Origin of the sequence: Streptomyces sp. CB02980, from assembly GCF_014451325.2 — a bacterium.
Lineage (GTDB): Bacteria > Actinomycetota > Actinomycetes > Streptomycetales > Streptomycetaceae > Streptomyces.
On sequence record NZ_JACSCH020000007.1, the window covers coordinates 236,780 to 261,916 of the forward strand.

At 73.6% G+C, this 25,137-nt stretch carries 21 protein-coding genes and 1 pseudogene; 15 read left to right on the forward strand and 7 right to left on the reverse strand.

Features of this window, described 5'->3' with window-relative positions; genetic code table 11:
* Positions 1 to 20 precede the first annotated feature (20 nt).
* Positions 21 to 1,367 (reverse strand): SWIM zinc finger family protein, encoded by a 1,347-nt coding sequence (locus tag E0F75_RS17420; RefSeq protein WP_187623424.1) that lies wholly within the window; start codon positions 1,365 to 1,367, stop codon positions 21 to 23.
* Between the two features lie 159 nt (positions 1,368 to 1,526).
* Between E0F75_RS17420 and E0F75_RS17425 the strand changes: the two genes are divergently transcribed.
* The 6 genes from E0F75_RS17425 (at position 1,527) to sucD (ending at position 9,502) form a co-directional block, all read left to right on the forward strand.
* Positions 1,527 to 1,940 (forward strand): hypothetical protein, encoded by a 414-nt coding sequence (locus E0F75_RS17425; RefSeq protein WP_187623425.1) that lies wholly within the window; start codon positions 1,527 to 1,529, stop codon positions 1,938 to 1,940.
* 230 nt (positions 1,941 to 2,170) lie between these two features.
* Positions 2,171 to 3,328, forward strand: coding sequence for an AAA family ATPase (locus E0F75_RS17430; RefSeq protein WP_187623426.1), 1,158 nt, complete (start codon positions 2,171 to 2,173; stop codon positions 3,326 to 3,328).
* Positions 3,325 to 5,706, forward strand: coding sequence for a DUF5682 family protein (locus E0F75_RS17435; RefSeq protein ID WP_229312709.1), 2,382 nt, complete (start codon positions 3,325 to 3,327; stop codon positions 5,704 to 5,706). Before E0F75_RS17430 ends, E0F75_RS17435 begins: the two co-directional genes overlap by 4 nt.
* A gap of 152 nt (positions 5,707 to 5,858) precedes the next feature.
* Positions 5,859 to 7,022, forward strand: coding sequence for a VWA domain-containing protein (locus E0F75_RS17440; protein WP_187623543.1), 1,164 nt, complete (start codon positions 5,859 to 5,861; stop codon positions 7,020 to 7,022).
* Positions 7,023 to 7,419: 397 nt separating this feature from the next.
* Positions 7,420 to 8,598: an ADP-forming succinate--CoA ligase subunit beta gene (gene sucC / locus E0F75_RS17445; RefSeq protein ID WP_187623427.1), complete on the forward strand. Its 1,179-nt coding sequence runs from the start codon at positions 7,420 to 7,422 to the stop codon at positions 8,596 to 8,598.
* Positions 8,599 to 8,617: 19 nt separating this feature from the next.
* A complete protein-coding gene (gene sucD / locus E0F75_RS17450; RefSeq protein ID WP_187623428.1) occupies positions 8,618 to 9,502 on the forward strand; it encodes a succinate--CoA ligase subunit alpha in 885 nt (294 codons plus the stop codon).
* 113 nt (positions 9,503 to 9,615) lie between these two features.
* Here sucD and E0F75_RS17455 read toward each other — a convergent pair whose 3' ends face one another.
* Positions 9,616 to 10,974 carry a helix-turn-helix domain-containing protein gene (locus tag E0F75_RS17455; protein WP_187623429.1) on the reverse strand — a complete coding sequence of 453 codons (1,359 nt, stop codon included), beginning with the start codon at positions 10,972 to 10,974 and terminating at the stop codon, positions 9,616 to 9,618.
* Between the two features lie 119 nt (positions 10,975 to 11,093).
* On the opposite strand from E0F75_RS17455, the gene E0F75_RS17460 reads away from it, so the two are divergent.
* Complete coding sequence (locus E0F75_RS17460) at positions 11,094 to 12,641, forward strand: DUF6350 family protein (protein WP_229312711.1); 1,548 nt, start codon at positions 11,094 to 11,096, stop codon at positions 12,639 to 12,641.
* A gap of 16 nt (positions 12,642 to 12,657) precedes the next feature.
* On the opposite strand, the gene E0F75_RS17465 is transcribed toward E0F75_RS17460, so the two are convergent.
* Entirely contained in the window at positions 12,658 to 13,431 is a 774-nt protein-coding gene (locus tag E0F75_RS17465; RefSeq protein ID WP_187623430.1) for a hypothetical protein, read from the reverse strand.
* Between the two features lie 275 nt (positions 13,432 to 13,706).
* Here E0F75_RS17465 and purN point away from each other — a divergent pair, with 275 nt between their 5' ends.
* Positions 13,707 to 14,336, forward strand: a complete 630-nt coding sequence (gene purN, locus E0F75_RS17470; protein WP_187623431.1) for a phosphoribosylglycinamide formyltransferase — start codon at positions 13,707 to 13,709, stop codon at positions 14,334 to 14,336.
* Positions 14,311 to 15,876 carry a bifunctional phosphoribosylaminoimidazolecarboxamide formyltransferase/IMP cyclohydrolase gene (gene purH, locus E0F75_RS17475; RefSeq protein WP_187623432.1) on the forward strand — a complete coding sequence of 522 codons (1,566 nt, stop codon included), beginning with the start codon at positions 14,311 to 14,313 and terminating at the stop codon, positions 15,874 to 15,876. Before purN ends, purH begins: the two co-directional genes overlap by 26 nt.
* Before the next feature lie 176 nt (positions 15,877 to 16,052).
* On the opposite strand, the pseudogene E0F75_RS17480 reads toward purH, so the two are convergent.
* Positions 16,053 to 16,442, reverse strand: a pseudogene (locus tag E0F75_RS17480) (FHA domain-containing protein); the annotation flags it as partial.
* A 198-nt stretch (positions 16,443 to 16,640) separates the two neighbouring features.
* On the opposite strand from E0F75_RS17480, the gene E0F75_RS17485 reads away from it, so the two are divergent.
* Entirely contained in the window at positions 16,641 to 18,095 is a 1,455-nt protein-coding gene (locus tag E0F75_RS17485) for a DUF2079 domain-containing protein (RefSeq protein WP_187623545.1), read from the forward strand.
* Between the two features lie 59 nt (positions 18,096 to 18,154).
* Here E0F75_RS17485 and E0F75_RS17490 read toward each other — a convergent pair whose 3' ends face one another.
* Entirely contained in the window at positions 18,155 to 18,757 is a 603-nt protein-coding gene (locus E0F75_RS17490; protein WP_187623433.1) for a hypothetical protein, read from the reverse strand.
* A gap of 250 nt (positions 18,758 to 19,007) precedes the next feature.
* Between E0F75_RS17490 and E0F75_RS17495 the strand changes: the two genes are divergently transcribed.
* From E0F75_RS17495 to E0F75_RS17515, 5 genes are all read left to right on the forward strand, one after another.
* Entirely contained in the window at positions 19,008 to 19,868 is an 861-nt protein-coding gene (locus E0F75_RS17495; protein ID WP_187623434.1) for a bifunctional methylenetetrahydrofolate dehydrogenase/methenyltetrahydrofolate cyclohydrolase, read from the forward strand.
* Between the two features lies 1 nt (position 19,869).
* Positions 19,870 to 20,427 (forward strand): DUF3017 domain-containing protein, encoded by a 558-nt coding sequence (locus E0F75_RS17500; protein ID WP_187623435.1) that lies wholly within the window; start codon positions 19,870 to 19,872, stop codon positions 20,425 to 20,427.
* A gap of 255 nt (positions 20,428 to 20,682) precedes the next feature.
* Positions 20,683 to 21,846, forward strand: coding sequence for an XRE family transcriptional regulator (locus E0F75_RS17505; RefSeq protein ID WP_187623436.1), 1,164 nt, complete (start codon positions 20,683 to 20,685; stop codon positions 21,844 to 21,846).
* 200 nt (positions 21,847 to 22,046) lie between these two features.
* On the forward strand, positions 22,047 to 23,036 hold the full coding sequence (locus E0F75_RS17510) for a malate dehydrogenase (RefSeq protein WP_187623437.1): 990 nt from the start codon (positions 22,047 to 22,049) through the stop codon (positions 23,034 to 23,036).
* Positions 23,037 to 23,203: 167 nt separating this feature from the next.
* Entirely contained in the window at positions 23,204 to 23,578 is a 375-nt protein-coding gene (locus tag E0F75_RS17515) for a hypothetical protein (protein ID WP_187623438.1), read from the forward strand.
* 227 nt (positions 23,579 to 23,805) lie between these two features.
* Here the strand turns inward: E0F75_RS17515 and E0F75_RS17520 are convergent, their stop codons facing one another.
* Positions 23,806 to 24,585, reverse strand: a complete 780-nt coding sequence (locus E0F75_RS17520) for an isocitrate lyase/phosphoenolpyruvate mutase family protein (protein ID WP_187623439.1) — start codon at positions 24,583 to 24,585, stop codon at positions 23,806 to 23,808.
* Positions 24,582 to 25,115, reverse strand: coding sequence for a carboxymuconolactone decarboxylase family protein (locus tag E0F75_RS17525; protein ID WP_187623440.1), 534 nt, complete (start codon positions 25,113 to 25,115; stop codon positions 24,582 to 24,584). The genes E0F75_RS17520 and E0F75_RS17525 overlap by 4 nt, the downstream gene beginning before the upstream one ends.
* Positions 25,116 to 25,137 lie beyond the last annotated feature (22 nt).

The window sequence follows — 25,137 nt, forward strand, 5'->3', positions numbered from 1 at the left end:
CGGTGTTCCGTGGGCGGGGGTCATATGAGAGGGACCGTTTCTCCCGGGGTCTCCGGGGACCAGGCGGCGAGCGGGGTGAACCCCCGGTGCCCGCACTCCCCGAAGACCGTCACCGGGGCCCCGCCGGACAGGGCGACCAGGCGCCAGAGCCCGGGACGGGACTGGGCGGCGGGGGTCAGCGGCAGCGCCTCGCGACCGTCCGCGTCGGCGAGCTGCCAGCCGTACTCCGCGCGCGCGGGGACGACCCCGCTGAGCGTCACGGGCCAGGACTCCAGCCACGGGTCCTCGCGCAGCGCGCGGCCGTACGCGTCGAGGGCCGCGCCCACCGGTCCGCCCGGCGGCGGGACGGCGGGGCCCTCGACCGGGACGAACTGCTCGCCCGGCTCCGCGCGCAGTTGGCCGGAGCCCGCGTGCGGGGTCAGCTCGCCGTCGAGCACCGTGCCCACGGGGAGCGCCAGCCGGGGAGCCCTCCCCGCCGCGCCGAAGGACAGCAGGAGCGCCGTGCGTCCGCTCGCCGTGCCGTGCAGCCAGATGCGCCGGGTGGTCAGCCGGGCGTCGGCCGCGTCGTACTGCGCGAGCACGAGCCAGTGGTCGCGCACCGGCAGGCCGTCGACCGGGGCGGGGAGGCCGACCCGGGTCCGCACGGTCGTCGCGAACGGCGCGGGCAGCCGGTCGGCGGTGAGCCAGGCGCGGTCGAGGAGGTGGGTCAGTGCGCACTCCTCCAGGAGCCGCACCGGCCAGCCGGGTCCCGAGCCCGGTATCGCCCCCAACTCCCTGACCCGGCCCGCGAGTCCCGGTGCCTGCGCGTCGACCATCCGGGCCGCCGTCTCCTCCCACAGTCCGTACCCCCGCTGCTCGGCCGCCGCCAGGCCGCCGCGCAGCAGGTCGGCGAGCCGCTGCTCCAACTCCTCGGCGCCCGAAGTGATCCGGGCGGCTCTGCGCTCGGCCCTGCGGCGCGCCGCCTCGGGATCCGCCGGGCCGCCGGCGCCGCCGCCCTCGGTCCCCCGGGCCGCGCTCCCGGCCCGCGCGCGGCGCGCCGCGAGCCACTGCCCGGCCCAGTCGGGCGCGGCGGTCTCCTCGCTCTCCGTCCCGTCCGAGGCCTGGAGCAGCAGCAGGCCGAGCGCGTGCTTGCACGGGAACTTGCGGCTGGGGCACTCGCACAGGTAGGCGGGCCCCGTCGTGTCGACCACCGTCCGGTACGGCACGCGGCCGCTGCCCTTGCACAGACCCCAGACCGCGCCCCCGCCGCTGCCCCTGCCCGACCACGGTCCGGCCGTGCCGAGCTTGCTTCCCGCTCTGCGCGAGGCGTCGTCAGGAGCCAGTGCCAGCACCTGCTCAGCCGTCCAGCGCACCCCCATGGCATTCATGTCCTCGACGGTAGAGGCCGCCACTGACAACGCCTGTGGCCCGGGAGTCCGGGCTCGGGGGAGGGTGGGAGGAGAGAGCGCTTTACTCTTCCTTTACCATTCTTCTCGCGGGATCAGCCGACTCGCACGACTCGCACGAACCGTCCAGGGGGAACCCGTATGAAGCGCACCGCCCGCACTGCCGTCTCGGCCCTCGCCGTCGCCGGCCTCGCCCTCGGCCTCGGCGCCTGCTCCGAGGCCGCCGAGAAGGCGGTCGACCAGGTCGACAAGTCCGTGACCGAGACCTACGAGGTCACGTACGAGGTCACCGGCAAGGGCATCGAGTCCATCGACTACCACGCGGGCGACGGCACCGCGATGGCGCCGAAGGTCGAGTCGGAGAAGAAGCCGGCCACGCCGTGGAAGAAGACCGTGAAGCTGAAGGGCATCATGCCGCCGGCCGTCATGCCGGTCTCGCTCACACCCGCCGACCTCACCTGCAAGGTCATCTACCAGGGCAAGGTCATCAAGGAGGCCAAGGCCGAGCAGGCCATGGCCGGCGGCTGCGTCGCCGTCTCCCCGATCGTGGGCTGACCCTCCGGGTCGCCTTCCGAACCGCCTTCCGGACCGGCCTCCGGACCGCCCTCCGAGCCGGCCTCCGAACCGCCTTCCGAGCCGGCCTCCGGACCGCCCTCCGAGCCGGCCTTCGCGGGCTGACTCTCCCTCACCCCTCCAACAGCCCCTGACCAGCGGTGACATCCGACTGTCAGTGGCATGGTGCACGGTGGATCCCACAGCAGATCGAACGATCTGGAGGGGGATCCATGCCCGTGCCCGAAACCATCGCGCAGCCCCGTTCCGGTGTCGAGACGGACACCGGACCGGGGCGGCCGCAGACCGTGACCGAGGTCCTGCGGCCGCACGCCGAGCACGCCTTCGCCGACGAACTCGCCGCGCTCGCCGCCGCCGACGACCGGCCCCGACCCGCCCGCTGGCGCCTCTCGCCGTGGGCCGTCGCCACCTATCTCCTCGGCGGCACCCTCCCCGACGGGACGGTGATCACGCCCAAGTACGTGGGCCCGCGCCGCATCGTCGAGGTCGCCGTCACCACCCTCGCCACCGACCGGGCGCTGCTCCTGCTCGGCGTGCCCGGCACCGCCAAGACCTGGGTCTCCGAGCACCTCGCCGCCGCCGTCAGCGGCGACTCGACCCTCCTCGTCCAGGGCACCGCCGGCACTCCCGAGGAGGCCGTCCGGTACGGCTGGAACTACGCCCGGCTCCTCGCCCACGGCCCCAGCCGGGACGCCCTGGTGCCGAGCCCCGTGATGCGGGCGATGGCGCAGGGCATGACCGCGCGCGTGGAGGAGCTCACCCGTATCCCCGCCGATGTGCAGGACACGCTCATCACGATCCTGTCCGAGAAGACCCTTCCCCTCCCCGAGCTGGGCCAGGAGGTGCAGGCCGTCCCCGGCTTCAACCTGATCGCCACGGCCAACGACCGGGACCGGGGCGTCAACGAACTCTCCAGCGCGCTGCGCCGCCGCTTCAACACGGTGGTCCTGCCACTGCCCGCGACCCCCGAGGCCGAGGTCGACATCGTCGCCCGCCGCGTCGAGCAGCTCGGGCGCTCCCTCGCCCTGCCGTCCGTCCCGGACGGCGTCGACGAGATCCGCCGGGTCGTCACCGTCTTCCGCGAACTGCGGGACGGCGTCACCACCGACGGCCGGACGCGGGTCAAGTCCCCCTCGGGGACGCTCTCCACGGCCGAGGCGATCTCCGTCGTCACCGGCGGCCTGGCGCTCGCCGCCCACTTCGGCGACGGGGTCCTGCGCCCGGCGGACATCGCGGCGGGCATCCTCGGCGCGGTCGTCCGCGATCCGGCGGCCGACCGGGTCGTCTGGCAGGAGTACCTGGAGACGGTGGTCAGGGAGAGAGACGGCTGGAAGGACTTCTACCGCGCCTGCCGCGAGGTGAGCGGATGACGTCCCCGTCCACGGCCGGGGCCGCCTCCATTTCCACTTCCACCTCCACAGCAGCCACCTCCACCTCCACAGCCACCTCCACCTCGACCTCCACTTCCGCCTCCGCTTCCGGCCGTGGTCTTCCCGGCGGGCCGCTCCTGCTCGGGGTGCGGCACCACGGGCCCGGGTCCGCGCGGGGGGTGCGGGCCGCGCTGGAGGCGGCGCAGCCCGCCGTCGTGCTCGTCGAAGGCCCCGCCGAGGCCGACGCGCTCGTGGAGCTCGCCGGGGATCCCGACATGCGGCCGCCGGTCGCACTGCTCGCCCACGCCGTGGACGACCCCGGGCGGGCCTCGTTCTGGCCGATGGCCGCGTTCTCGCCCGAGTGGGTCGCGATCCGCTGGGCCCTCGACCGGGGCGCCGCCGTCCGATTCATCGACCTGCCCGCCGCGTACAGCCTGGCCGCCGCCGACCCCACCTGGGACGACGGGGAGGAAGAGGTCTCCGGCAGCGGCCTGCGGATCGACCCGGTCGCCGAACTCGCCCGGGTCGCCGGGTACGAGGACGCCGAGCGCTGGTGGGAGGACGTCGTCGAACTGCGCGGCGACGACGACCCCACCGCCCCCTTCGAGGCCCTCGCCGAGGCGATGGGAGCGCTCCGCGAGGCCTACGGCCACGGCGGGCATCCCCGCGACCTCGTCCGCGAGGCCCATATGCGGATCCGGCTGCGCGCCGCCCGCAAGGAGTTCGGCGATGCCGTCGCCGTCGTCTGCGGCGCCTGGCACGTCCCCGCCCTCACCCGGAAGACCACCGTCGCCGCCGACCGGGCCCTGCTCAAGGGGCTGCCCAAGGTGAAGACCGAGATGACCTGGGTCCCCTGGACCCACCGCAGGCTCGCCCGCCGCTCGGGGTACGGCGCCGGGATCGAGGCGCCCGGCTGGTACGCACATCTCTTCGCCGCCCCCGACCGGCCCGTCGAGCGGTGGATGACCAAGGTCGCCGGACTCCTCAGGGCCGAGGACCACCTCGTCTCCTCCGCCCATGTCATCGAGGCCGTCCGGCTCGCCGAGACCCTCGCCGCGCTGCGCGGCCGCCCGTTCCCCGGCCTCGACGAGACGACCGACGCGGTCCGCGCCGTGCTCTGCGAGGGCTCCGACGTGCCGCTCGACCTCGTCCGGGACCGCCTCGTCGTCGGCGACGTCCTCGGCGAGGTCCCGGCCGGCGCCCCCGCCGTCCCCCTCCAGCGCGATCTGGCCCGCCGTCAGCGCACCCTGCGCCTCAAGCCCGAGGCCGCCGAGCGCGACCTCGATCTCGACCTCCGCAAGGACATGGACGGGGAGCGCAGTCGGCTGCTGCACCGGCTGCGGCTCCTCGGCGTCGGCTGGGGCGAACCGGCCGCCGGCCGTTCCGGCACCGGCACCTTCCGGGAGACCTGGCGGCTGCGCTGGGAGCCCGAGCTGCACGTCCAGGTCGCCGAGGCCGGCGTCTGGGGCACCACCGTCGAGGCCGCCGCCACCGCCCGCGCCAGGTCCCGGGCCCTGGGGGCGAAGGCCCTCGCCGACATCACCGCCCTCGCCGAGCAGTGCCTGCTCGCCGGGCTCACCGACGCGCTCCCCGTCGTCATGCGGGCGCTCGCCGACCGGGCCGCGCTCGACACCGACGTCGCCCGTCTCGCCCAGGCCCTCCCCGCCCTCGCCCGCTCCCTGCGCTACGGCGACGTCCGGGGCACCGACACGGCGGCCCTCGCCGAGGTCGCCGCCGGCCTCGCCGAACGGATCTGCGTGGGCCTGCCGCCCGCCTGCACGGGACTCGACACCGACGCGGCCGACGCCATGCGCGAGCGGATCGACGAGGTGCACCAGGCCCTCGGACTGCTCCCCGGAGCGGACGGGCTGGCCGACCGCTGGGCCGGCGTCCTGCGCCGGCTCGCCGACCGCGACCGGATCCCGGGCATCCTCAGGGGCCGCGCCGCCCGGCTCCTCCTGGACGAGGGCCGGCTCGCCGAGGACGAGGCCGCCCTCCTCATGAGCCGCGCCCTCTCGCCCGGCACCCCGCCGCCCGACGCCGCCGCCTGGATCGACGGCTTCGTCGGCGGAGCCTCGGGCGGCGGACTCCTCCTGGTCCACGACGAGCGGCTCCTCGGACTGGTCGACGACTGGCTGACGGGCGTCCCGGCGGAGGCGTTCACCGATGTCCTGCCGCTGCTGCGGCGCACCTTCTCCGGATACGAGCCGGGCGTCCGCCGCACTCTCGGCGAGCTGGTCGCCCGCGGCCCGCAGGCCGGCGGCCCCGGGCACACCACCCCCGGCGTCCCCGGTTTCGCGCCCGCCCCCGACCGGGACCGGGCGGACGCCGTCCTGCCCCTCCTCCACCTCGTCCTCGGCACGGAGGCCCTCGTATGAGCACCGGAACGACCACCGGCCCGACCACCGACGTGACCACAGGCCCGGCCGTCGACGCGACCACCGACGCGACCTCCGACGCGACCTCCGACGCGACCTCCGACGCGACCTCCGACGCGACCTCCGGCGCGACCTCCGGCGCGACCACCGACGTGACCACGGGTGCGGCGGCGGACGACGAGCGGCTGCGCCGCTGGCGGCTCGTCCTCGGCGGCGGGGAGGCCGACGGCACCGGCCGCGCGCTCACCGGCACCGACGCCGCCATGGACGGAGCCCTCACCGCGCTCTACGGCCGCAGGAACCAGGGCGGCGACCGCACCGGGCGGGACCGCTCGGCCGGGCTCGGGGCCTCCGCGCCCTCCGTCGCCCGCTGGCTCGGCGACATCCGTACGTACTTCCCCAGCTCCGTCGTCCAGGTCATGCAGCGCGACGCGATCGACCGCCTCGGCCTCGCCACCCTGCTCCTGGAGCCGGAGATGCTGGAGGCCGTCGAGGCGGACGTCCACCTCGTCGGCACCCTGCTCTCCCTCCACAAGGCCATGCCCGAGACGACCAGGGAGACCGCGCGGGCGGTCGTGCGCAAGGTCGTCGACGACCTGGAGAAGCGCCTCGCCACCCGCACCCGCGCGACCCTCACCGGCGCCCTCGACCGCTCCGCCCGGATCAGCCGCCCCCGCCACCGGGACATCGACTGGGACCGGACGATCCGCGCCAACCTCAAGAACTATCTGCCCGAGCACCGCACGGTCGTCCCCGAGCGGCTGATCGGCCACGGGCGTGCCTCGCAGGCGATACGGAAGGAGGTCGTGCTCTGCATCGACCAGTCCGGCTCCATGGCCGCCTCCGTCGTCTACGCCTCCGTCTTCGGCGCCGTACTCGCCTCCATGCGGTCGATCGCCACCCGGCTCGTCGTCTTCGACACCGCCGTCGTGGATCTGACCGACCGGCTCGACGACCCCGTCGACGTCCTCTTCGGCACCCAGCTCGGCGGCGGCACCGACATCAACCGCGCCCTCGCCCACTGCCAGTCGAAGATCACCCGCCCCGCCGACACCGTCGTCGTCCTCATCAGCGATCTGTACGAGGGAGGCATCCGCGACGAGATGCTGAAGCGGGTCGCGGCGATGAAGGCCTCCGGCGTCCAGTTCGTCGCACTGCTGGCCCTCTCCGACGAGGGCGCCCCGGCGTACGACCGCGACCACGCGGCGGCGCTCGCCGCGCTCGGCGCCCCGGCCTTCGCCTGCACCCCCGACCTGTTTCCGGAGATCATGGCCGCCGCCCTGGAGAAGCGCCCGCTACCGATGCCCGCGGCCTGACCCGACGACGGAATTCGTCGTCGCGGGACCACCCGCACGGGTGTCCCGGGCCTCACTGAGTCCCATATCACACACCTCTCCGAACGGCCCTCACCCGTGTTTCCGGCGCGTCGTGAGGGGCCGGGAGGCCAAGCCCCGCCTGCCGCCCGTGCCGCGCGCCGCCGCCGAGCACCCCCTACGGCAGACCCCGTGGCCCCTACAGCCTGTGACCCGTATCACCGCTCTGTTGGGATCTGTGATTTAGGGACCTACGTCCCTCGGCGATAACCTGCGAGACGGACATGCCGCGTCCACGGTCACCGTGTACGCCTCCCTTGTGACAGTGCAGTCACGTTGCCCTTCGCGGCACGCCCACGCAGACAACGAACCGCGATCATCAGAAAAGGGACGGACGCGCGTGGACCTGTTCGAGTACCAGGCGAGGGACCTCTTCGCCAAGCACGGTGTACCGGTGCTGGCCGGTGAAGTCATCGACACGCCTGAGGCGGCGCGCGAGGCCACCGAGCGTCTTGGCGGCAAGTCGGTCGTCAAGGCGCAGGTGAAGGTCGGTGGCCGCGGCAAGGCCGGCGGCGTCAAGCTGGCCGCCACCCCGGACGAGGCCGTCGCCCGCGCGACGGACATCCTCGGGATGGACATCAAGGGCCACACGGTCCACAAGGTGATGATTGCCGAGCTGTCCCCGGAGATCGAGGCGGAGTACTACGTCTCGTACCTCCTCGACCGCACCAACCGCACCTTCCTCGCCATGGCGTCGGTGCAGGGCGGCATGGACATCGAGGAGGTCGCGGAGAAGACCCCCGAGGCCCTCGCGAAGGTCCCGGTCAACGCCGTCGAAGGCGTGAACATCGAGAAGGCCCGCGAGATCGTGGCCCTGGCGAAGTTCCCGGCCGATGTGGCCGAGGGCGTCGCCGAGGCCATGGTGACCCTGTGGGACACCTTCGTCGCCGAGGACGCGCTCCTCGTCGAGGTGAACCCGCTGGTGAAGACCAAGGACGGCCGCATTCTGGCCCTGGACGGCAAGGTGTCTCTCGACGAGAACGCCGACTTCCGTCAGCCCGGCCACGAGGCGCTCGAGGACAAGGCCGCAGCCAACCCGCTCGAGGCTGCTGCCAAGGCCAAGAACCTCAACTACGTCAAGCTCGAGGGCGAGGTCGGCATCATCGGTAACGGTGCCGGTCTGGTCATGTCGACCCTGGACGTCGTCGCGTACGCCGGTGAGAACCACGGCGGCGTGAAGCCGGCCAACTTCCTCGACATCGGTGGCGGCGCCTCCGCCGAGGTCATGGCGAACGGCCTGGAGATCATCCTGGGCGACCCGGACGTCAAGTCCGTGTTCGTCAACGTCTTCGGTGGCATCACCGCCTGTGACGAGGTCGCCAACGGCATCGTCCAGGCCCTGGAGCTTCTCGCCTCCAAGGGCGAAGAGGTCACCAAGCCGCTGGTCGTGCGCCTCGACGGCAACAACGCGGAGCTGGGTCGCAAGATCCTGTCGGACGCGAACCACCCGCTCGTGCAGCGCGTGGACACCATGGACGGCGCGGCCGACAAGGCCGCCGAGCTCGCGGCTGCGAAGTAAGGGACGAGGTCAGAACACCATGGCTATCTTCCTGACCAAGGACAGCAAGGTCATCGTCCAGGGCATGACCGGTGCCACGGGCATGAAGCACACCAAGCTCATGCTGGGTGACGGCACCAACATCGTCGGTGGCGTGAACCCGCGCAAGGCCGGCACGACCGTCGACTTCGACGGCACCGAGGTCCCGGTCTTCGGCTCCGTCGCCGAGGCGATGAAGGAGACCGGCGCCAACGTCTCGGTCCTCTTCGTCCCGCCGGCGTTCGCGAAGGCCGCCGTGGTCGAGGCGATCGACGCCGAGATCCCGCTGGCCGTCGTCATCACCGAGGGCATCGCGGTCCACGACTCCGCCGCCTTCTGGGCGTACGCGCAGGCGAAGGGCAACAAGACCCGCATCATCGGCCCGAACTGCCCCGGTCTCATCACCCCGGGCCAGTCCAACGCCGGCATCATCCCGGGCGACATCACGAAGCCGGGCCGCATCGGCCTGGTCTCGAAGTCCGGCACGCTGACGTACCAGATGATGTACGAGCTCCGTGACATCGGCTTCTCGTCCGCCGTCGGCATCGGTGGCGACCCGGTCATCGGCACCACGCACATCGACGCCCTCGCGGCGTTCGAGGCGGACCCCGACACCGACCTGATCGTCATGATCGGTGAGATCGGCGGCGACGCCGAGGAGCGTGCGGCCGACTTCATCAAGGCCAACGTCACCAAGCCGGTCGTCGGCTACGTCGCGGGCTTCACCGCGCCCGAGGGCAAGACCATGGGCCACGCCGGCGCCATCGTCTCCGGCTCCTCCGGCACCGCCCAGGCGAAGCAGGAGGCCCTTGAGGCCGCCGGCGTCAAGGTCGGCAAGACGCCGACCGAGACGGCCAAGCTGGCGCGCGCGATCCTCGCGGGCTGAAGCAGCCGGTAGCCGCGGGATGCCGCGGTAGCTGTACGAGAGGGCCCCGCCCCCGCCCGGTCACCCGGGCGAGGGGCGGGGCCCTCTCGTATGCGGCGGCTGCCCGCCGGTGGTCATTCGGCGGCCGGGATCAGCCGCTCCGGGCCCGGGTTCGGTTCGGAGCGCAGCCTGTCGCGGAGCTCCAGGTCCTCCGGGCGGAGCTTCTGCGGGCCGCCGCGGACCGGGACGCCGTTGACGGTCTCGCCGGGGGCGTTCACCGGGATGTAGCGGGTCGGCGCGGTCGCCGCCGTGAAGCCCGTGACACCGATGAGGACCGCCGTCACCCCCAGCACCGCGCGCGTCCACGTCCGCATCCGGTGCTCGCTGCCGCCCCGGATCGTGCGGGCCGCCGGGAGGGTCGTCGTCGGCGCCTCCGTGACCAGCGCGCCGAGCCGCTCGTGCAGGGCGTCGGGATCGGCGAGCTCCGGGACCCGCTTCGCGAGGACCGTACGGGCGTGCATCAGCCGGTTGGCCGCGGCGGGGGTGCTCGCCTCGGTCTCGGCGGCCGTCTCCGGCAGGTCGAGCCCGAGCCCGTCGTAGAGCAGGACGGTACGACGGTACGGAGCCGGCAGTTCGAGGAGTGCGGTGAGCAGCGCCCGCCGGCCCGCCTCGGTGGGCGGGGCGTCGGGGTGCTTGTGGGTACGACGCAGCCGGTGCCAGGGGGAGAGGGCGTACTCGTACGCCGTCGCCCGCACCCAGCCCACCGGGTCCGCGTCGACGGCGACCTCGGGCCAGTGCTCCCAGGCCCGGTGGAAGGCCTGCTCGACGGACTCCCGGGAGAGCCGCCGCCGGCCGGTCAGCAGATACGTCTGGTGGACGAGACCGGGTGCCGCGTGCGCGTACAGCGCGTCGAACGCCTCCTCGGGGGTGAGCCCCGGTACGGCGGGGGGCCCGACGGGCCTCTCCTCCGCGAACCGCGGGGCCTCGGCCGCGACCGGTTTCAGCCGTTCCTGCGGCCTCGGGGCGCCTTTGCGGGCCGGGCCCGCGGCGATGACCGGGGACGGGGAGGGGGCCTTCGGCGGCTTGGCGGCCCGCTTGGCCGCGGCCTTGGGCCGGACGTTCGCCGTGGGGTCGGGCGCCTGTGCCTGCGGTTTCGCCGGGGCCTGCGGCCGTACGGGTGACGGTGGCCAGGACAGGGGCTCCGCCTCCTTCTCCGCAGCGGGCGAAGGGGCCGACGGGGAAGCGGTCGACGAGTCCGCGGAGCCCGGCGCGTCGCCGGGCCCGTACGTGCCGAGCAGCTTCGCGTACGCCTCGCGCTTGCGGCCCCGTGGTGCCGAACGCCCGGTCTCCCATGCCTTGACCGTGGCCTTCGTGACGCCCATGGCCTCGGCGACCTGCTCCTCGCTCAGGGCGAGGGCCTCACGCAACCTGCGCCGCTCCTTCGGGGGCGGCAGGGTGACGGAGGATGCGGAATCCGCGGTGCTCCGGCTCATCGGTGTCGACCTCCCGCAGAGCTGCTGTGGGCGGAAAAGTACATAAACGTATCTTGAGCGACACAACGGAGGTTTGCCTGTTACGCGGCAAAAGCGCGTGTCGTTGGCAGCATGACCCCGTGACCCATGTGACCGAGCACCCCCTGGTCCAGGGCGGCCGTTCCGCCGCGCTCGCCACCGCCTGCGTCCGGGGCGGGGTCGCCGCCGGGCTCGGACTCGGCGCCCTCGCGGTCCTGGTGATCGCCGGCTGGATCAGCTCCCCGTACCCCGACAGCGGCCCCGGCGGCGCCCTGCACCTGGCCGCCGGGCTCTGGCTGCTCGCGCACGGCGTGGACCTCGTCCGTACGGACACCCTGTCCGGACTGCCCGCGCCCCTCGGCATCGTGCCGATGTTCCTGGCCGTCCTGCCCGTCTGGCTCGTCCACCGGGCTGCCCGCGACACCCTCGACGTGGCCGACGGCGGCGACCGGCGGCCCCCCTCCGCGAGCGGCGCCGTCGGCGCCGTGGCCGGCGGATACCTGCTGGTCGCCGCCGCGGTCGTGGTCTACAGCGAGAGCGGCCCGCTTCCCGCCGAGCGGCTCAGCGCCGGGTTCTGGCTGCCCGCCGTCGTGGTGGGCGCGGCCGGGGCGGGCGTCTGGACGGCGTTCGGACGCCCCCTCCCCGAACAGCGCCAGGCGGCCGCCGCCCTGCGGGCGGCCGGGCTCGGGCTCGTCACGCTGCTCGGCGGCGGCGCGGTCGTCGCGGCGGTCTCGCTGGCCTGGCACGCGGGCGAGGCGCAGGCCGCGTACGCGGGTCTCACGGGGGAGTGGTCGGGGCGGGTGGCGGTGCTGCTGCTGGTCCTCGCGCTGCTGCCGAACATGGCCGTCTGGGGAGCGGCGTACGGGCTCGGGCCGGGCTTCAGCCTCGGCACGGGCGCGTTCGCGACCCCGCTGGGCCTCGTCGGCGACCCGGCCGTGCCGCCCTTCCCACTGCTCGCCGCGCTGCCCGACGACGGGCGCGGCGGCTGGATGCACGGGGCGGCCGCGGCGGTGCCGCTCGCCGCCGTGCTGCTCCAGGGGGGCCGGGTGGGCCGCTCGGCGCGGACCTGGACGACCCGGGACACGGCGCTGACGGCGCTGGGCGCGGCCTGGGGCTGCGGTGCGGTGGCCGCCGTGCTCTCGGCCGCGGCGGGCGGCCCGCTCGGCACGGCCAGGCTGTCGGCGTTCGGCCCGGTGTGGTGGCAGACCGGTGCGGCGACGGTCCTGTGGGGTGCCTGCGTCGGGGTGCCGGTGGCCCTGGGGGTACGGGCCTGGGGCCGGCGCGTCCCGCGCCCGAAGCGCCTGCCGGCGGAGGCCTCGGGCGTGACGGTGCGGGCGGTGGCGGCCGCGCCCACGGGGCCCGTGACCCGCCCCGTGGCCGCTGCCGGTCCCGTACCCCCGCCGGCCCCGTCCACCCCGGACGGGACGGAAGGCGAGGGGGCGCAGCCGAACACGCCCCCGACGGCCCCCGCCGGGAGAACGGCCGGGGCGAAGACGAGCGTCGCCGACCTCCGGCTCGACGACGACCCGCCGTACGACAGCTACGACAGCTACGACCCGTACGGCGACTCCGCCTTCGAGCCCTACGACTACCTTCCGGCAGCCTGGGAACCCGGGCCGCCCCCGCCCCCGGCGCCGTCCGCCGACTAGGGGCTTGTCCGCCGCGCTACTCCCGGACCCCGAAGCCCGCGCGCAGCGGCTTCGGCAGGAGGTCGTTGCAGGCCAGCTGGCCGGCGTGGGTGAGGGCGTCGTCACGGCACTCGTAGAAGTCGCTGTAGACGAGCTGCATCGTGAAGCCCACGGCGACGATCATCAGGGCCACGCTCGCCGCGACCAGACCGCTGATCGCGGCCGTCCGCATCGAGCGGAGCGGGGCCGCCGTGGCGCCCTGCCCCGAAGGCCGGCCCGCGGGCTGCCCCGCGACCTGTCCCGAGGGCTGGGACGCCGGCCCGGCCGCCGACTGTGATGTCGGCGACAGCCCCTCGGCCGGCTTCGGCTTGGCGCGCAGCGAGCTGATCGCCCAGTAGACGCCCAGGGCGCCGAGCAGCAGCGCCAGTTCCGGGATCTCGAAGATGGCGAAGAAGAAGGCCCACATGCCGGCGAGGATCGCGTACCGCGCGCGGCGCTGCGCCGGGTCCGTCGGGTCCCAGCGGAGCCCCCGTCCTCCGGTGCCGCCCTGGCCGGGCCCACCCTGTCCGGGTCCGCCCTCCGGTCCTCCCTGGCCGCCGCCCTGGCGCTCGGGCCCACGGCCGAAGCCGTCGTTCGAGCGGCCCGGCTGGCGCGGGCTCCAGCGGCCGTCGGACGGCCCCGACGACCCGGAGTCCCCGGACGATTCGTCGTCCGAGCCCTCCGGTCGCCGCGGCTGCCACGGCTGATCCGGCCGGCCCTCGGGCGGCGGCGCGAACGGGTTGTTGTCGTCGGTGGACTGGCGTTCCGGCATCTGCTGAACGTCTTCCCTCTGTCGTCGCGACCACGGCCGCACCCGTGGTCTCCGCTGCTGTCTCGTCCGCTGCCGTTCGTGTTCTCGACCGGTGCTGGTCGGGTGCGCGTCCGGCGTCGGACCTTGACGCTACCGCCCTGCTCCGCCCCCGTCCCGTGGGGGCCGTCCGGTGTGCCGGTATCGTTGCTGACGGTCGAGCCATTCGTAGGGTTCCCCGTATCGAGCGGCACGATTCGTTCGTACGACCGTACAAACACCACGGAAAGAGTGACCCAGTGGCTGCCGCCCGCCTCGTCGTCCTGGTCTCCGGTTCCGGTACCAATCTGCAGGCCCTCCTCGACGGCATCGCCGCGGACCCCGAGGGCTACGGCGCGGAGATCGTCGCCGTCGGCGCCGACCGCGACGGCATCGCAGGTCTGGAGCGCGCCGAGCGCGCCGGACTGCCGACCTTCGTCTGCCGGGTCAAGGACCACGCCACCCGCGAGGAGTGGGACCGCGCCCTCACCGAGGCCACCGCCGCGTACGAGCCGGATCTCGTCGTCTCGGCCGGCTTCATGAAGATCGTCGGCAAGGAGTTCCTCGCCCGCTTCGGTGGCCGGGTCGTCAACACCCACCCGGCTCTGCTGCCCAGTTTTCCCGGTGCCCACGGGGTGCGTGACGCCCTCGCCTACGGCGCGAAGGTCACCGGGTGCACCGTCCACTTCGTCGACGACGGTGTCGACACCGGCCCGATCATCGCCCAGGGCGTGGTCGAGGTGCGGGACGAGGACGATGAAGCCGCTCTGCACGAGCGCATCAAGGAAGTCGAGCGCTCACTGCTCGTCGACGTCGTGGGGCGCCTCGCCCGGCACGGCTATCGCATTGAGGGACGAAAGGTTCATGTCGGTGAAAACGGACACGGTTAAGCCCATCCGCCGCGCGCTGGTCAGCGTCTACGACAAGACGGGGCTCGAGGAGCTGGCCCGCGGTCTGCACGAGGCCGGTGTCGAGCTCGTCTCCACCGGCTCCACGGCCGGGAAGATCGCCGCCGCCGGTGTGCCGGTCACCAAGGTCGAGGAGCTGACCGGCTTCCCCGAGTGCCTGGACGGCCGCGTCAAGACCCTCCACCCGCGCGTGCACGCCGGCATCCTCGCCGACCTGCGCCTGGAGTCGCACCGCGAGCAGCTCGCCGAGCTCGGCGTGGAACCCTTCGACCTGGTCGTCGTGAACCTCTACCCGTTCAAGGAGACCGTCGCCTCCGGCGCCACTCCCGACGAGTGCGTCGAGCAGATCGACATCGGCGGCCCGTCGATGGTTCGCGCCGCGGCCAAGAACCACCCGTCCGTGGCGATCGTCACCAGCCCCGAGCGGTACGCCGACGTCCTCGCGGCCGTCAAGAGCGGCGGCTTCGACCTGACCGCGCGCAAGCGGCTGGCGGCCGAGGCCTTCCGGCACACCGCCGCGTACGACGTGGCCGTCGCCTCCTGGTTCGCCGACGACTACGCGGCCGCCGACGAGTCGGGCCTCCCCGACTTCCTGGGCGCCACGTACGAGCGGAACAACGTCCTGCGCTACGGCGAGAACCCCCACCAGGGCGCCGCGCTGTACGTCGACGGCACGGGCGGCCTCGCCGAGGCCGAGCAGCTGCACGGCAAGGAGATGTCGTACAACAACTACACGGACACCGACGCCGCGCGCCGGGCCGCGTACGACCACACCGAGCCCTGCGTCGCGATCATCAAGCACGCCAACCCGTGCGGCATCGCGATCGGCGCCGACGTCGCCGAGGCCCACCGCAAGGCGCACGCCTGTGACCCGCTGTCCGCGTTCGGCGGCGTCATCGCCGTCAACCGCCCCGTCTCGGTCGCGATGGCCGAGCAGGTCGCGGAGATCTTCACCGAGGTCATCGTCGCCCCGGCGTACGAGGACGGGGCCGTCGAGGTCCTCGCCAAGAAGAAGAACATCCGTGTGCTCAAGGCGGACGGCGCCCCGAGCAACCCGGTCGAGGTCAAGCCGATCGACGGCGGCGCGCTGCTCCAGGTCACCGACCGCCTCCAGGCCGAGGGCGACGACCCGGCGAACTGGACCCTGGCGACGGGCGAGGCCCTGTCCGCGGAGGAGCTCGCCGAGCTCGCCTTCGCCTGGAAGGCCTGCCGCGCGGTCAAGTCCAACGCGATCCTGCTCTCCAAGGACGGCGCCTCGGTCGGCGTCGGCATGGGTCAGGTCAACCGCGTCGACTCCGCGAAGCTCGCGGTCGAGCGGGCGGGCGAGGAGCGTGCGCGCGGCTCCTACGCCGCCTCGGACGCCTTCTTCCCCTTCCCGGACGGCCTGGAGATCCTCACCGCGGCCGGCGTGAAGGCGGTCGTGCAGCCGGGCGGCTCGATGCGGGACGAGCTGGTGGTCGAGGCCGCGAAGAAGGCGGGCGTGACGATGTACCTCACGGGGACGCGCCACTTCTTCCACTGAGTCGTGGCGGCCACTGAGCCGTCACAGCGACTGAGCCGTGCCGGCGACGGGCGGCCCGCCGACCCCCCTCCGGGGGTGTCGGCGGGCCGCCCGTCGGCGTTTCCATTGTGGGAGCTGAAGCTGTTGGCCGCGGGGCCGTTGTCGCTGAGCTTGTTGTCCCAGAGGTCGGCGGCGTGCGCGTGCGTCACGTAGTCGTGGCGGGGAGCCCACACGCAGAAGTCGACCAGGTCGTTTCCGGCGGGCAGCACGACCCGGGAGAACTCGAACGGCACGGGCGCTTCGACCCGGCCCGGAGCGATCTTGATGTGCTCCCCGGCGCCCTCCGGGTTCTCCACGACGTACGTCGAGGCCGGGCTGAAGTTGCTCAGCGTCCAGTGGTTCCCGGTGGCTCTCAGCTCTCCGGCGGTACGCGACACCCCGGGGTGCGGGATGCCCAGGTGACGCCGTTCGCCGCCGGCGCCCGCGTGGGGGGAGGTACGGCCGAAGTGGAGTCGTTAGCCGGGTGCCGGCCTGACCTGGTCTCCGGAGGCGGCGGTCGCTGCGGGCACCGCGATGATGCTGTACATGACGCTTCCCTTTCCCCGAGGTCTGCGCCGCCAGGCCAGGAAGGGCCGATCAACGAATGAAGAACGTCACCGAGGGTTTCCGGGGCGCCACAGCGGGCCAGGGAGGCCCGGAAGGCGCGTGCGGCGGGGGATCCGCCGATCGAGTGGACTCTGGTCTAATGGGTTGCTCTTTTGTCGACCACTGGTAGTGGGGGCGTGGTGTTGGACGTACAGAACAGGTCCGCCGAGGAGGCCGACACCGGCACTCCGGGCGCCGCCGGCACCGAGTCGCCGGACGGCCTCGCGCCGGCCCCCCTCCGCCCGTACCTGATCCTCGCGGGCGTCCTGTGCGGCCTGTACTTCCTCTACTCCTGGGTGCAGTACGCGCACTTCCGCACCCCGTCCTGGGACCTCGGGATCTTCGGGCAGTCCGTCAGGGCGTACGCCGAGTTCCGGGCCCCGGTCGTCGACATCAAGGGCCCCGGCTTCCACATACTCGGCGACCACTTCAGCCCCGTCACGGCGCTCCTCGCGCCGCTGTACTGGGTCTGGTCCTCGCCGGTCTCGCTGCTCTTCGCCCAGGCCGCGCTCTTCGCCCTCGGCGCCGTCGTCGTCGGCCGCACCACCCAGCAGATCCTCGGCAGCCGGGCCGCCGGCATCGGCCTCGCACTCGCGTACGGGCTCTCCTGGGGGCTCCAGGAAGCCGTCAAGTCCGACTTCCACGAGATCGCCTTCGCCGTCCCCATGCTCGCCCTGACCTGCCGGGCCCTGCTCCTCGGGCGCTGGACCGCGGCCGCCGCCTGGGCCGCCCCGCTCGCCCTCGTCAAGGAGGACATGGGCCTGACCGTCTCGATGGTCGGCGTCGTCCTCTTCCTGAAGGGGCAGAAGCGACTCGGCGCGGCCCTGGCCGGCTTCGGCGCGGCGGCGTTCGCGCTGACCGTCCTCGTCCTGATCCCGGCGGCGAGCCGGGTCGGCGAGTACGACTACTGGTCGAAGATCGAGAAGACCGGGCAGGGCACCGAGACCTCCTTCGGGCAGGTCATCGGCGACGCGCTCACCTCGGGCGAGCGCTGGGAGATGGTGGTCTTCCTGCTCGCGATCACCGGCTTCCTCGCCCTGCGCTCCCCGCTGATCCTGCTCGTGCTGCCCACGCTCGGCTGGCGCTTCCTCTCCCAGGACCCCAACCACTGGGGCATGCACTGGCACTACAGCGCCATCCTCATGCCGGTGGTCTTCCTGGCCCTGGTGGACGGCGTGCGGTCCGTGCGCACCTCCCCGCGCGCGTGGCTCGCCTCGTACGGGAAGGTCGTCATCCCGGTGGCGACGGCGGTCGCGCTGGTGCTCGCCGCGAACCTGCCGCTGCGGGAGCTGACGAAGCCGGAGACGTACCGGACGGACATCCGGGCCGAGCAGGCGCGGGCGGCGGTCGACGCGGTGCCGGAGGGCGCGAGCGTGGAGGCGGACGTCTCGCTCCTCGCCCACCTCACGGCGGACCACCGGGTCTACTGGGTCGGCACGTCGAAGGGCGCCACCCCGGACTATCTCGCCTTCGATCTGCGCGGCTGGTCGCAGCAGGTCACGGACCCCGAGCAGCTGGCTTCGCAACTGCATCCGGAGGCGCGGTACGAGATCACCCACCGCTCGGACGGCTTCGCGGTCCTCAAGCGGGTCTGACGCGCTGGACGTGGCTGGGGCCCGGTTCCGTACGGAACCGGGCCCCAGCCACGTGTGGATCAGTACTGCTGCTTGTTGCGGTTGAACCAGGCCGAGCCGTCCGACTTCGCCACGAAGACGATGATCAGGACGCCGAGGGCGAGGCTCACGATGCCGAGCGGCAGCGAGAAGAGGCTGAACACCACGGCGAACGCGGCCCAGACGATGGTGCCGATCCGGACGCCGCTGCCGCCGGACTTGAACTTGGCGGCGAGCACCATGCCGAGCACGGCGAAGATGAGCGAGACGATGCCCGCGCCGATCAGGATGCCCTGACCCAGGTCGCCGAACGCCTCGGCGTCGGCGGACGAGGCGCCCGACTTCTCGAGCTCGCTGTCGACAGCGAAGGAGAGGCCGATCGCCGCGATGCCGCCGAGCACGTTGAACGCGCCCAGGATCCACAGCATCACGCGCGCGGCCTTCACACCACCGGGCATCTCCATGGCCATGCCCGGGTAGCCGCCCCCGCCGTACGGGGAGACCGGCGGAGCCGCCGGGTAGCCGTAGCCCTGCTGCGGCGGCACGCCCTGGGGGGCCTGCTGCGGGTAGCCGTATCCGGGCTGCTGGCCCTGGCCCTGCCCCTGCGGCTGGCCGTACGGGTTGTTCGGGTCACCGAAGCTCATCGCGGGTTTCCTCCGTGAATTTTCTCTGTGCGGGGACGACGCGGCCCGCGCGGAGGACTTTCTCGGGATGTGAGCGGATTCCCCCCGGCACTTTCCGCGGTACTTCGCCGATCATCGTGGTCGCTTGGTCGACTTTTTGTCCAGTCGATACGCATCGGAGTTGTGCAAGTGCAACCCGTAGCTCCGTGTGATCGGCTGCCCGGCACGAGCGAATTGGAACAAGGCGGGGGTCATCCGGGAGGATGTCTCCATGAGCGCCCAGATTCTCGATGGCAAGGCCACCGCAGCCGCGATCAAGTCCGATCTGACCGTCCGTGTGGCGGCCCTCAAGGAGCAGGGCATCACACCCGGACTCGGCACCGTCCTGGTCGGCGACGACCCGGCGAGCCACAAGTACGTGGCCGGCAAGCACCGCGACTGCGCGCAGGTCGGCCTCGCCTCGATCCAGCGCACGCTGCCCGCCACCGCCACCCAGGAGGAGATCGAGGCGGTCGTACGAGAGCTCAACGAGGACCCGGCCTGCACGGGCTACATCGTGCAGCTCCCGCTCCCCAAGGGCATCGACGAGAACCGCATCCTGGAGCTGATGGACCCGGCCAAGGACGCCGACGGACTGCACCCGACCAACCTCGGCCGGCTCGTCCTCAACGAGCCCGCCCCGCTGCCCTGCACGCCGAACGGCGTCATCACGCTGCTCCGCGCGCACGGCGTGGAGATCAACGGCGCGGAGGTCGTGGTCGTCGGCCGCGGTGTCACCATCGGCCGCCCGATGCCGCTCATCCTCACCCGCCGCTCCGAGAACGCGACCGTGACCCAGTGCCACACCGGCACCCGGGACCTGTCGGCGCACCTGCGGAACGCCGACATCATCGTCGCGGCGGCCGGTGTGCCGCACCTGATCAAGCCCGAGGACGTGAAGCCGGGCGCGGCCGTCCTCGACGTCGGCGTCTCCCGCAACGGCGAGGGCAAGATCGTCGGCGATGTGGACCCGGGCGTCTCCGAGGTGGCCGGCTGGATCTCCCCGAACCCCGGCGGCGTCGGCCCGATGACCCGCGCCCAGCTCCTCGTCAACGTCGTCGAGGCCGCCGAGCGCGCGGCCGCGGCGCTCTGACGTGACCCCCGGGACCCCGGGCACAGCCGGGACCCCGGACGGGGCGGCCGACGGCCCGTCGCAGAACGGGAGCGCCCGCGCCTCGGGCTCGCGTGCCTCGGGCTCCGGCGCCGCGGCCGGGGGCGCTTCGAACGGTGGTGCCTCGACCGGTGGTGCCACGGCCTGGAAGCGGCCCGCGCCCAGCCTCACCACCGACACCGCGCGGCCCGAGGGCGGCGGCAGGGCGGCTCCCGGCGACGCCCCGGCGCCCGCCCGTCAGTGGCCGCTGCTCACCGTGCTCGGTCTCGCCGGGCTCGGTCTGCTCGTGGTCGGGACGGACGCCTTCTGGCAGTCGTTCCGCATCGGCACGATGCTGGTCGGCGCGGCGCTCCTCGTGGGGGCCGTGCTGCGCCGGGTACTGCCCTCGGTGGGCATGCTCGCCGTACGGTCCCGCTTCACGGACATGATCACGTACGGGGTCATGGGTGGCCTGATCGTGCTGCTCGCGCTCATGGTGCAGCCGGCGCCCTGGCTGAAGATCCCGTTCCTGGAGGACGTCCTCCATCTGACGGTCACCTGACGGTCGCCTGACGTCCGGACGCCCCGGACGGCAGGTGGCGCGGCGCCCGCCCTCTCCCCCGTGGGAGGGCGGGCGCCGCTGCGATTAAGGGTCATGTACGTGCCAAGGCTGGTTCAAGGCCCGACAGGCCGCTGTGGCACGGAAGTGACCATTCCGGTACCTCGGCTGCTCATCCGGGGCGCGCATCGTCCCCGGACCTGCCATCCTTCGGTGGAGCAGGGGAGGCGCGGGAGGCGCGGGACGAGGGGGACCACCATGCCTGGCTGGAAGGCGCTGCCGGAGGAACTCGATCCGGACGTCCGAGCGTTCACGGAACGACTCCGTCGTCTCATCGACCGCAGCGGCCTCGGCGTCACGGCCGTCGCCGAGCGCACCGGGCACGAACGGTCCGCATGGGACACGTATCTGAATGCCCGTCAGTCCGTGCCCCGGGGCGCCGTCGTGGCGCTCGCCGAGGTGACCGGAAGCGACCCGGCGGCCCTCGCGGCCGACTGGGAGCGCGCGGAGCGCGTCTGGGCCCGGGCCGCCGCGCCGGTCGGGGGCGGGGGCAGGGACGGGGATGGGGACGGGGGCGGCGAGCGCCGGCCCGAGCCCGAGCCCGAGCCCGAGCCCGAGCCCGAGCCCGAGCCCGAGCCCGAGGACGGCGACGGCGGCTTCCGCCACGGTCCCGGTGGTGACGACCGCACCATGGAGATCCGGCGCCTGGACCGGCCCCGCCCGGCAGCGCCGCACCCGGCCTCCGGCGCACCGCCGCACCGGTCGCCCGCCGCCGGCTCACCGGCCTCTGATGTACGCGCCCCCGGCACCCCTGCCCCCGGCGCCGCCGTGCCCCCGCCCCGTAACCCCGCCCCCGCCTCCGACGCGCCTCCCGCGCGCACCCCCGACTCCGGCCGCCGCAAGGTCCTGCTCACCGTCACCGGCGTCATCGGTGCGCTGCTCGTCGTCACCGCCGCCCTGCTCCTCGTCGACCTCGGTGGTTCCGAGGGCCCGGGCGAGGGCGACAAGGCGGCCGCCCCGCCCACCACCACCGCCCCGCCCACCACCAGGCCCGCCGACCTGCCCCCGGGCGTGCAGTGCGCGGGACCCGACTGCACGGGCCGGGACCCGGAGGCCATGGGGTGCGGCGGCCCCCTCGCCATCACCGTCGCCCGTGCCGTCGTCGGCTCCGCACAGGTCGAGGTCCGCTACAGCGAGACCTGCGGGGCGGCCTGGGCCCGGCTCACCGGCGGCGCGCCCCGGGACACGGTGACGATCCGCGCCGGGGACGCCGAGCGGCGCGCGACCGTCGCCGCCGGCACCGACACGGTGGCGACGGAGACCGACGCGTACACGCCGATGGTCGCCGTCGCCACCGGCACGGCCGCACGGGCCTGCGGGCAGCTCGCCGACGGCAGCGAAGGCTGCACCACCGGCCGGTGAACGCCTGCACGGACGGGTGACCGCGGCCGCGCGGACGGGCGGCAGTGAGCCGGACCACAAGGGGGTGGGGATTCACCGGGGCCCGGGTCGGATAGCCTGACCGCTGGATATCTCTTCATGTCGAGACACCGATCGATCAAGAGAGCTATCCCGCACCAGGGGCAGGGACCCCCACCGCCAGCTGTCTTACGGAGATCGCCATGACCCGCACTCCCGTGAATGTCACCGTGACCGGCGCGGCCGGCCAGATCGGCTACGCGCTGCTCTTCCGCATCGCCTCCGGCCACCTGCTCGGCGCGGACGTGCCGGTCAAGCTGCGCCTCCTCGAGATCCCGCAGGGCGTGAAGGCCGCCGAGGGCACCGCCATGGAGCTCGACGACTGTGCCTTCCCGCTGCTCAAGGGCATCGACATCTTCGACGACCCGAACAAGGGCTTCGAGGGCGCCAACGTCGCGCTGCTCGTCGGCGCCCGCCCGCGTACGCAGGGCATGGAGCGCGGCGACCTGCTCGCCGCCAACGGCGGCATCTTCAAGCCGCAGGGCCAGGCCATCAACGCCCACGCCGCGGACGACATCAAGGTCCTCGTCGTCGGCAACCCGGCCAACACCAACGCGCTGATCGCCCAGCAGTCCGCCCCGGACGTGCCGGCCGAGCGCTTCACCGCCATGACCCGCCTGGACCACAACCGCGCGCTGACGCAGCTGGCCCAGAAGACCGGCGCCTCGGTCGAGGACATCAAGCGCCTCACCATCTGGGGCAACCACTCGGCGACCCAGTACCCGGACATCTTCCACGCGGAGATCGCCGGCAAGAACGCCGCCGAGGTCGTCAACGACGAGGCGTGGCTGGCCGACACCTTCATCCCGACCGTCGCCAAGCGCGGCGCCGCGATCATCGAGGCCCGTGGCGCGTCCTCCGCCGCCTCGGCCGCGAACGCCGCCATCGACCACGTCCACACCTGGGTCAACGGCACCGCCGCGGGCAACTGGACCTCCATGGGCATCCCGTCGGACGGCTCGTACGGCGTCCCGGAAGGTCTCATCTCCTCCTTCCCCGTCACCTGCACCGACGGCACGTACGAGATCGTCCAGGGCCTGGAGATCAACGACTTCTCGCGCGGCCGCATCGACGCCTCGGTGAAGGAGCTCTCCGAGGAGCGCGACGCGGTCCGCGAGCTCGGCCTCATCTGAGTCCAGGCTCCACGCGCCCGGCGCCCCCGAACCGTACGACCGACCGTACGGCTCGGGGGCGCCGTTTTTCATGCTCCGGAACAGGGCCCCAAGTCGGCCGTAGGCTGGGCTGGTTGAGCGTCAGAGGCGCCAGAGGTGCCAGAGGCATCGGCTGCATCGGAGGAATCGTGACCGGGACCGGGAACACGGCGGGTGGCATCCACGTCACCAACACCGGGGGCAACGTCACCATCGGCGACCACAACACCGTCACCAGCACGGGGCACGGGGTCCCGGCTGCCCGCGACCCGCAGCAGGAGGAGCTCCTCCAGGCCATCCGGCGGCTCCGTGCCGACCTCGGCGGAGTCGTCCCCACGGAGCGGACGGCCGCCCTGGACGGCGAACTCTCCGAGGCCGAGGAGGAGATCGAGAGCACGGGCCGCGCGGACGCGGGCCGGCTCACCCGGGTGCGCCGCGCCCTCACGGACGCGGGCACGGTGACCGGGATCCTCGCCTCGGGCGTGGCCGTCGGCCAGGCGGCCGGCGCGCTGCTCGGCGGCTGAGGCGAGCGGGGCGCCGGGCGGGGCGCCGGGCGGGGCGCCGGGCGGGGCTGGGGCCACGCGGGCGCTGCTCGGTGGTTGGGGCGAGCGGGCTGCCACGCGGGGCCGGGGCCGCGCGGGCGCTGCTCGGCGGCTGGGGCGAGCGGGCTGCCGTGCGGCGCTGGGGCGAGCGGGCTGCCGTGCGGCGCTGGGGCGAGCGGGGTGCTGCGCCGGGGGTGCCGGCGGGTGCCTCAACCCGCCGTGTTCCCACGGAGCTTCGCCGCCAGCGCGGCCAGGTCGTCCCGCGCGCGCAGGAGCAGGCCGTCGCCGAAGGTGATCCGGGTCGCGCCGAGCCGGCCCAGCTCCGCGAAGGACGGGCCGCCGTCCGGGGCGGCCAGCACGTTGAGCGGGAGGTCGCCGAGGGCGGCGCGCAGGGCCGGGAGGTCCGCGGGCGGGGCGGCGATCGGGTAGACGCAGTCCGCCCCGGCCTCCGCGTAGAGCCGGGCGCGGGCGACCGCCGCCTCCAGCGGTTCGGACGTCCCGCGGATGTACGCGTCCACGCGCGCGTTGACGAAGAGTCCGGGTCCCGCCGCGGCCCGTACCTCCGCCAGCCATGCGGCGTGCGCCCGCGGGTCCTTGAGCTCACCGCTCGGCCCGGTGTCCTCCAGGTTCACGCCGACGGCCCCCGACTCCCGTACGCGCTCCACCAGTTCGGGCGCCGGCAGCCCGTAGCCGCCCTCCAGGTCCGCCGTCACGGGCACGGAGACGGCCCGGACGATCCGCGTCACTGCGGCGAACATCTCGGCCACCGGGGTCGCCCCGTCCTCGTACCCGAGGGAGGCGGCGATCCCGGCGCTCGGCGTCGCGAGCGCCGGGAAGCCGGCCGCCTCGAACGCGCGGGCGCTCACCGCGTCCCACGGACCGGGCAGCACCAGCGGATCGCCGGCCGTCCGGTCCCGGTGGAGGTCGCGCAGGACCCGGGCCGCCGAGCCCCCGGCCCCGCTCCCGGCCCCGCCCCCGGACCCGCTCATGCGCTGCGCGGGGTGTAGTGGCCGGGCGTCATCCGGGTGGTGACGCCGATCCGGTTCCAGGCGTTGATGACGACGATCGCGCTGATGACGCGGGCGAGCTCGGTCTCGTCGAACTGCTCGGCGGCGCGGGCGTACACCTCGTCGGGGACGAAGCCGTCGGTGAGGACGGTGACGGACTCGGTCAGCGCGAGGGCGGCGAGCTCCCGCTCGGTGTAGAAGTGCCGGGACTCCTCCCAGGCGGAGAGCTGCACGATCCGCTCGACGGTCTCGCCCTCGGCCAGCGCGTCCTTGGAGTGCATGTCGATGCAGAAGGCGCAGTGGTTGATCTGCGAGGCCCGGATCTTGATCAGGTGGTACAGGGTCGGGTCGATGTCCTTCGCCGCCGCCGTCTCCAGGCGCAGCATCGCCCGGTAGAACTCGGGGACGCGCTCGGCGAGGGGGAGGCGCGGGGCGTGTTCGTGGGCGTACTCGGTCGGCGCGGTGGTGCCGAGGGTGTCCAGGGTGTCGATGGTGTGCGTGTGCGCGGTCATGTCTTCACCGTACGAGCCAGGT

Excerpts from the sequence above, each read along its gene's own strand:
- E0F75_RS17525 (WP_187623440.1), bottom strand. The coding sequence starts at position 25,115 with ATGACCGCGCACACGCACACCATCGACACCCTGGACACCCTCGGCACC.
- E0F75_RS17455 (WP_187623429.1), bottom strand. The coding sequence starts at position 10,974 with ATGAGCCGGAGCACCGCGGATTCCGCATCCTCCGTCACCCTGCCGCCC.
- E0F75_RS17420 (WP_187623424.1), bottom strand. The coding sequence starts at position 1,367 with ATGAATGCCATGGGGGTGCGCTGGACGGCTGAGCAGGTGCTGGCACTG.
- E0F75_RS17435 (WP_229312709.1), top strand. The coding sequence starts at position 3,325 with ATGACGTCCCCGTCCACGGCCGGGGCCGCCTCCATTTCCACTTCCACC.
- purH (WP_187623432.1), top strand. The coding sequence starts at position 14,311 with ATGTCGGTGAAAACGGACACGGTTAAGCCCATCCGCCGCGCGCTGGTC.
- sucD (WP_187623428.1), top strand. The coding sequence starts at position 8,618 with ATGGCTATCTTCCTGACCAAGGACAGCAAGGTCATCGTCCAGGGCATG.
- E0F75_RS17505 (WP_187623436.1), top strand. The coding sequence starts at position 20,683 with ATGCCTGGCTGGAAGGCGCTGCCGGAGGAACTCGATCCGGACGTCCGA.
- E0F75_RS17490 (WP_187623433.1), bottom strand. The coding sequence starts at position 18,757 with ATGAGCTTCGGTGACCCGAACAACCCGTACGGCCAGCCGCAGGGGCAG.
- E0F75_RS17510 (WP_187623437.1), top strand. The coding sequence starts at position 22,047 with ATGACCCGCACTCCCGTGAATGTCACCGTGACCGGCGCGGCCGGCCAG.
- E0F75_RS17520 (WP_187623439.1), bottom strand. The coding sequence starts at position 24,585 with ATGAGCGGGTCCGGGGGCGGGGCCGGGAGCGGGGCCGGGGGCTCGGCG.
- E0F75_RS17495 (WP_187623434.1), top strand. The coding sequence starts at position 19,008 with ATGAGCGCCCAGATTCTCGATGGCAAGGCCACCGCAGCCGCGATCAAG.
- E0F75_RS17465 (WP_187623430.1), bottom strand. The coding sequence starts at position 13,431 with ATGCCGGAACGCCAGTCCACCGACGACAACAACCCGTTCGCGCCGCCG.
- E0F75_RS17425 (WP_187623425.1), top strand. The coding sequence starts at position 1,527 with ATGAAGCGCACCGCCCGCACTGCCGTCTCGGCCCTCGCCGTCGCCGGC.
- E0F75_RS17430 (WP_187623426.1), top strand. The coding sequence starts at position 2,171 with ATGCCCGTGCCCGAAACCATCGCGCAGCCCCGTTCCGGTGTCGAGACG.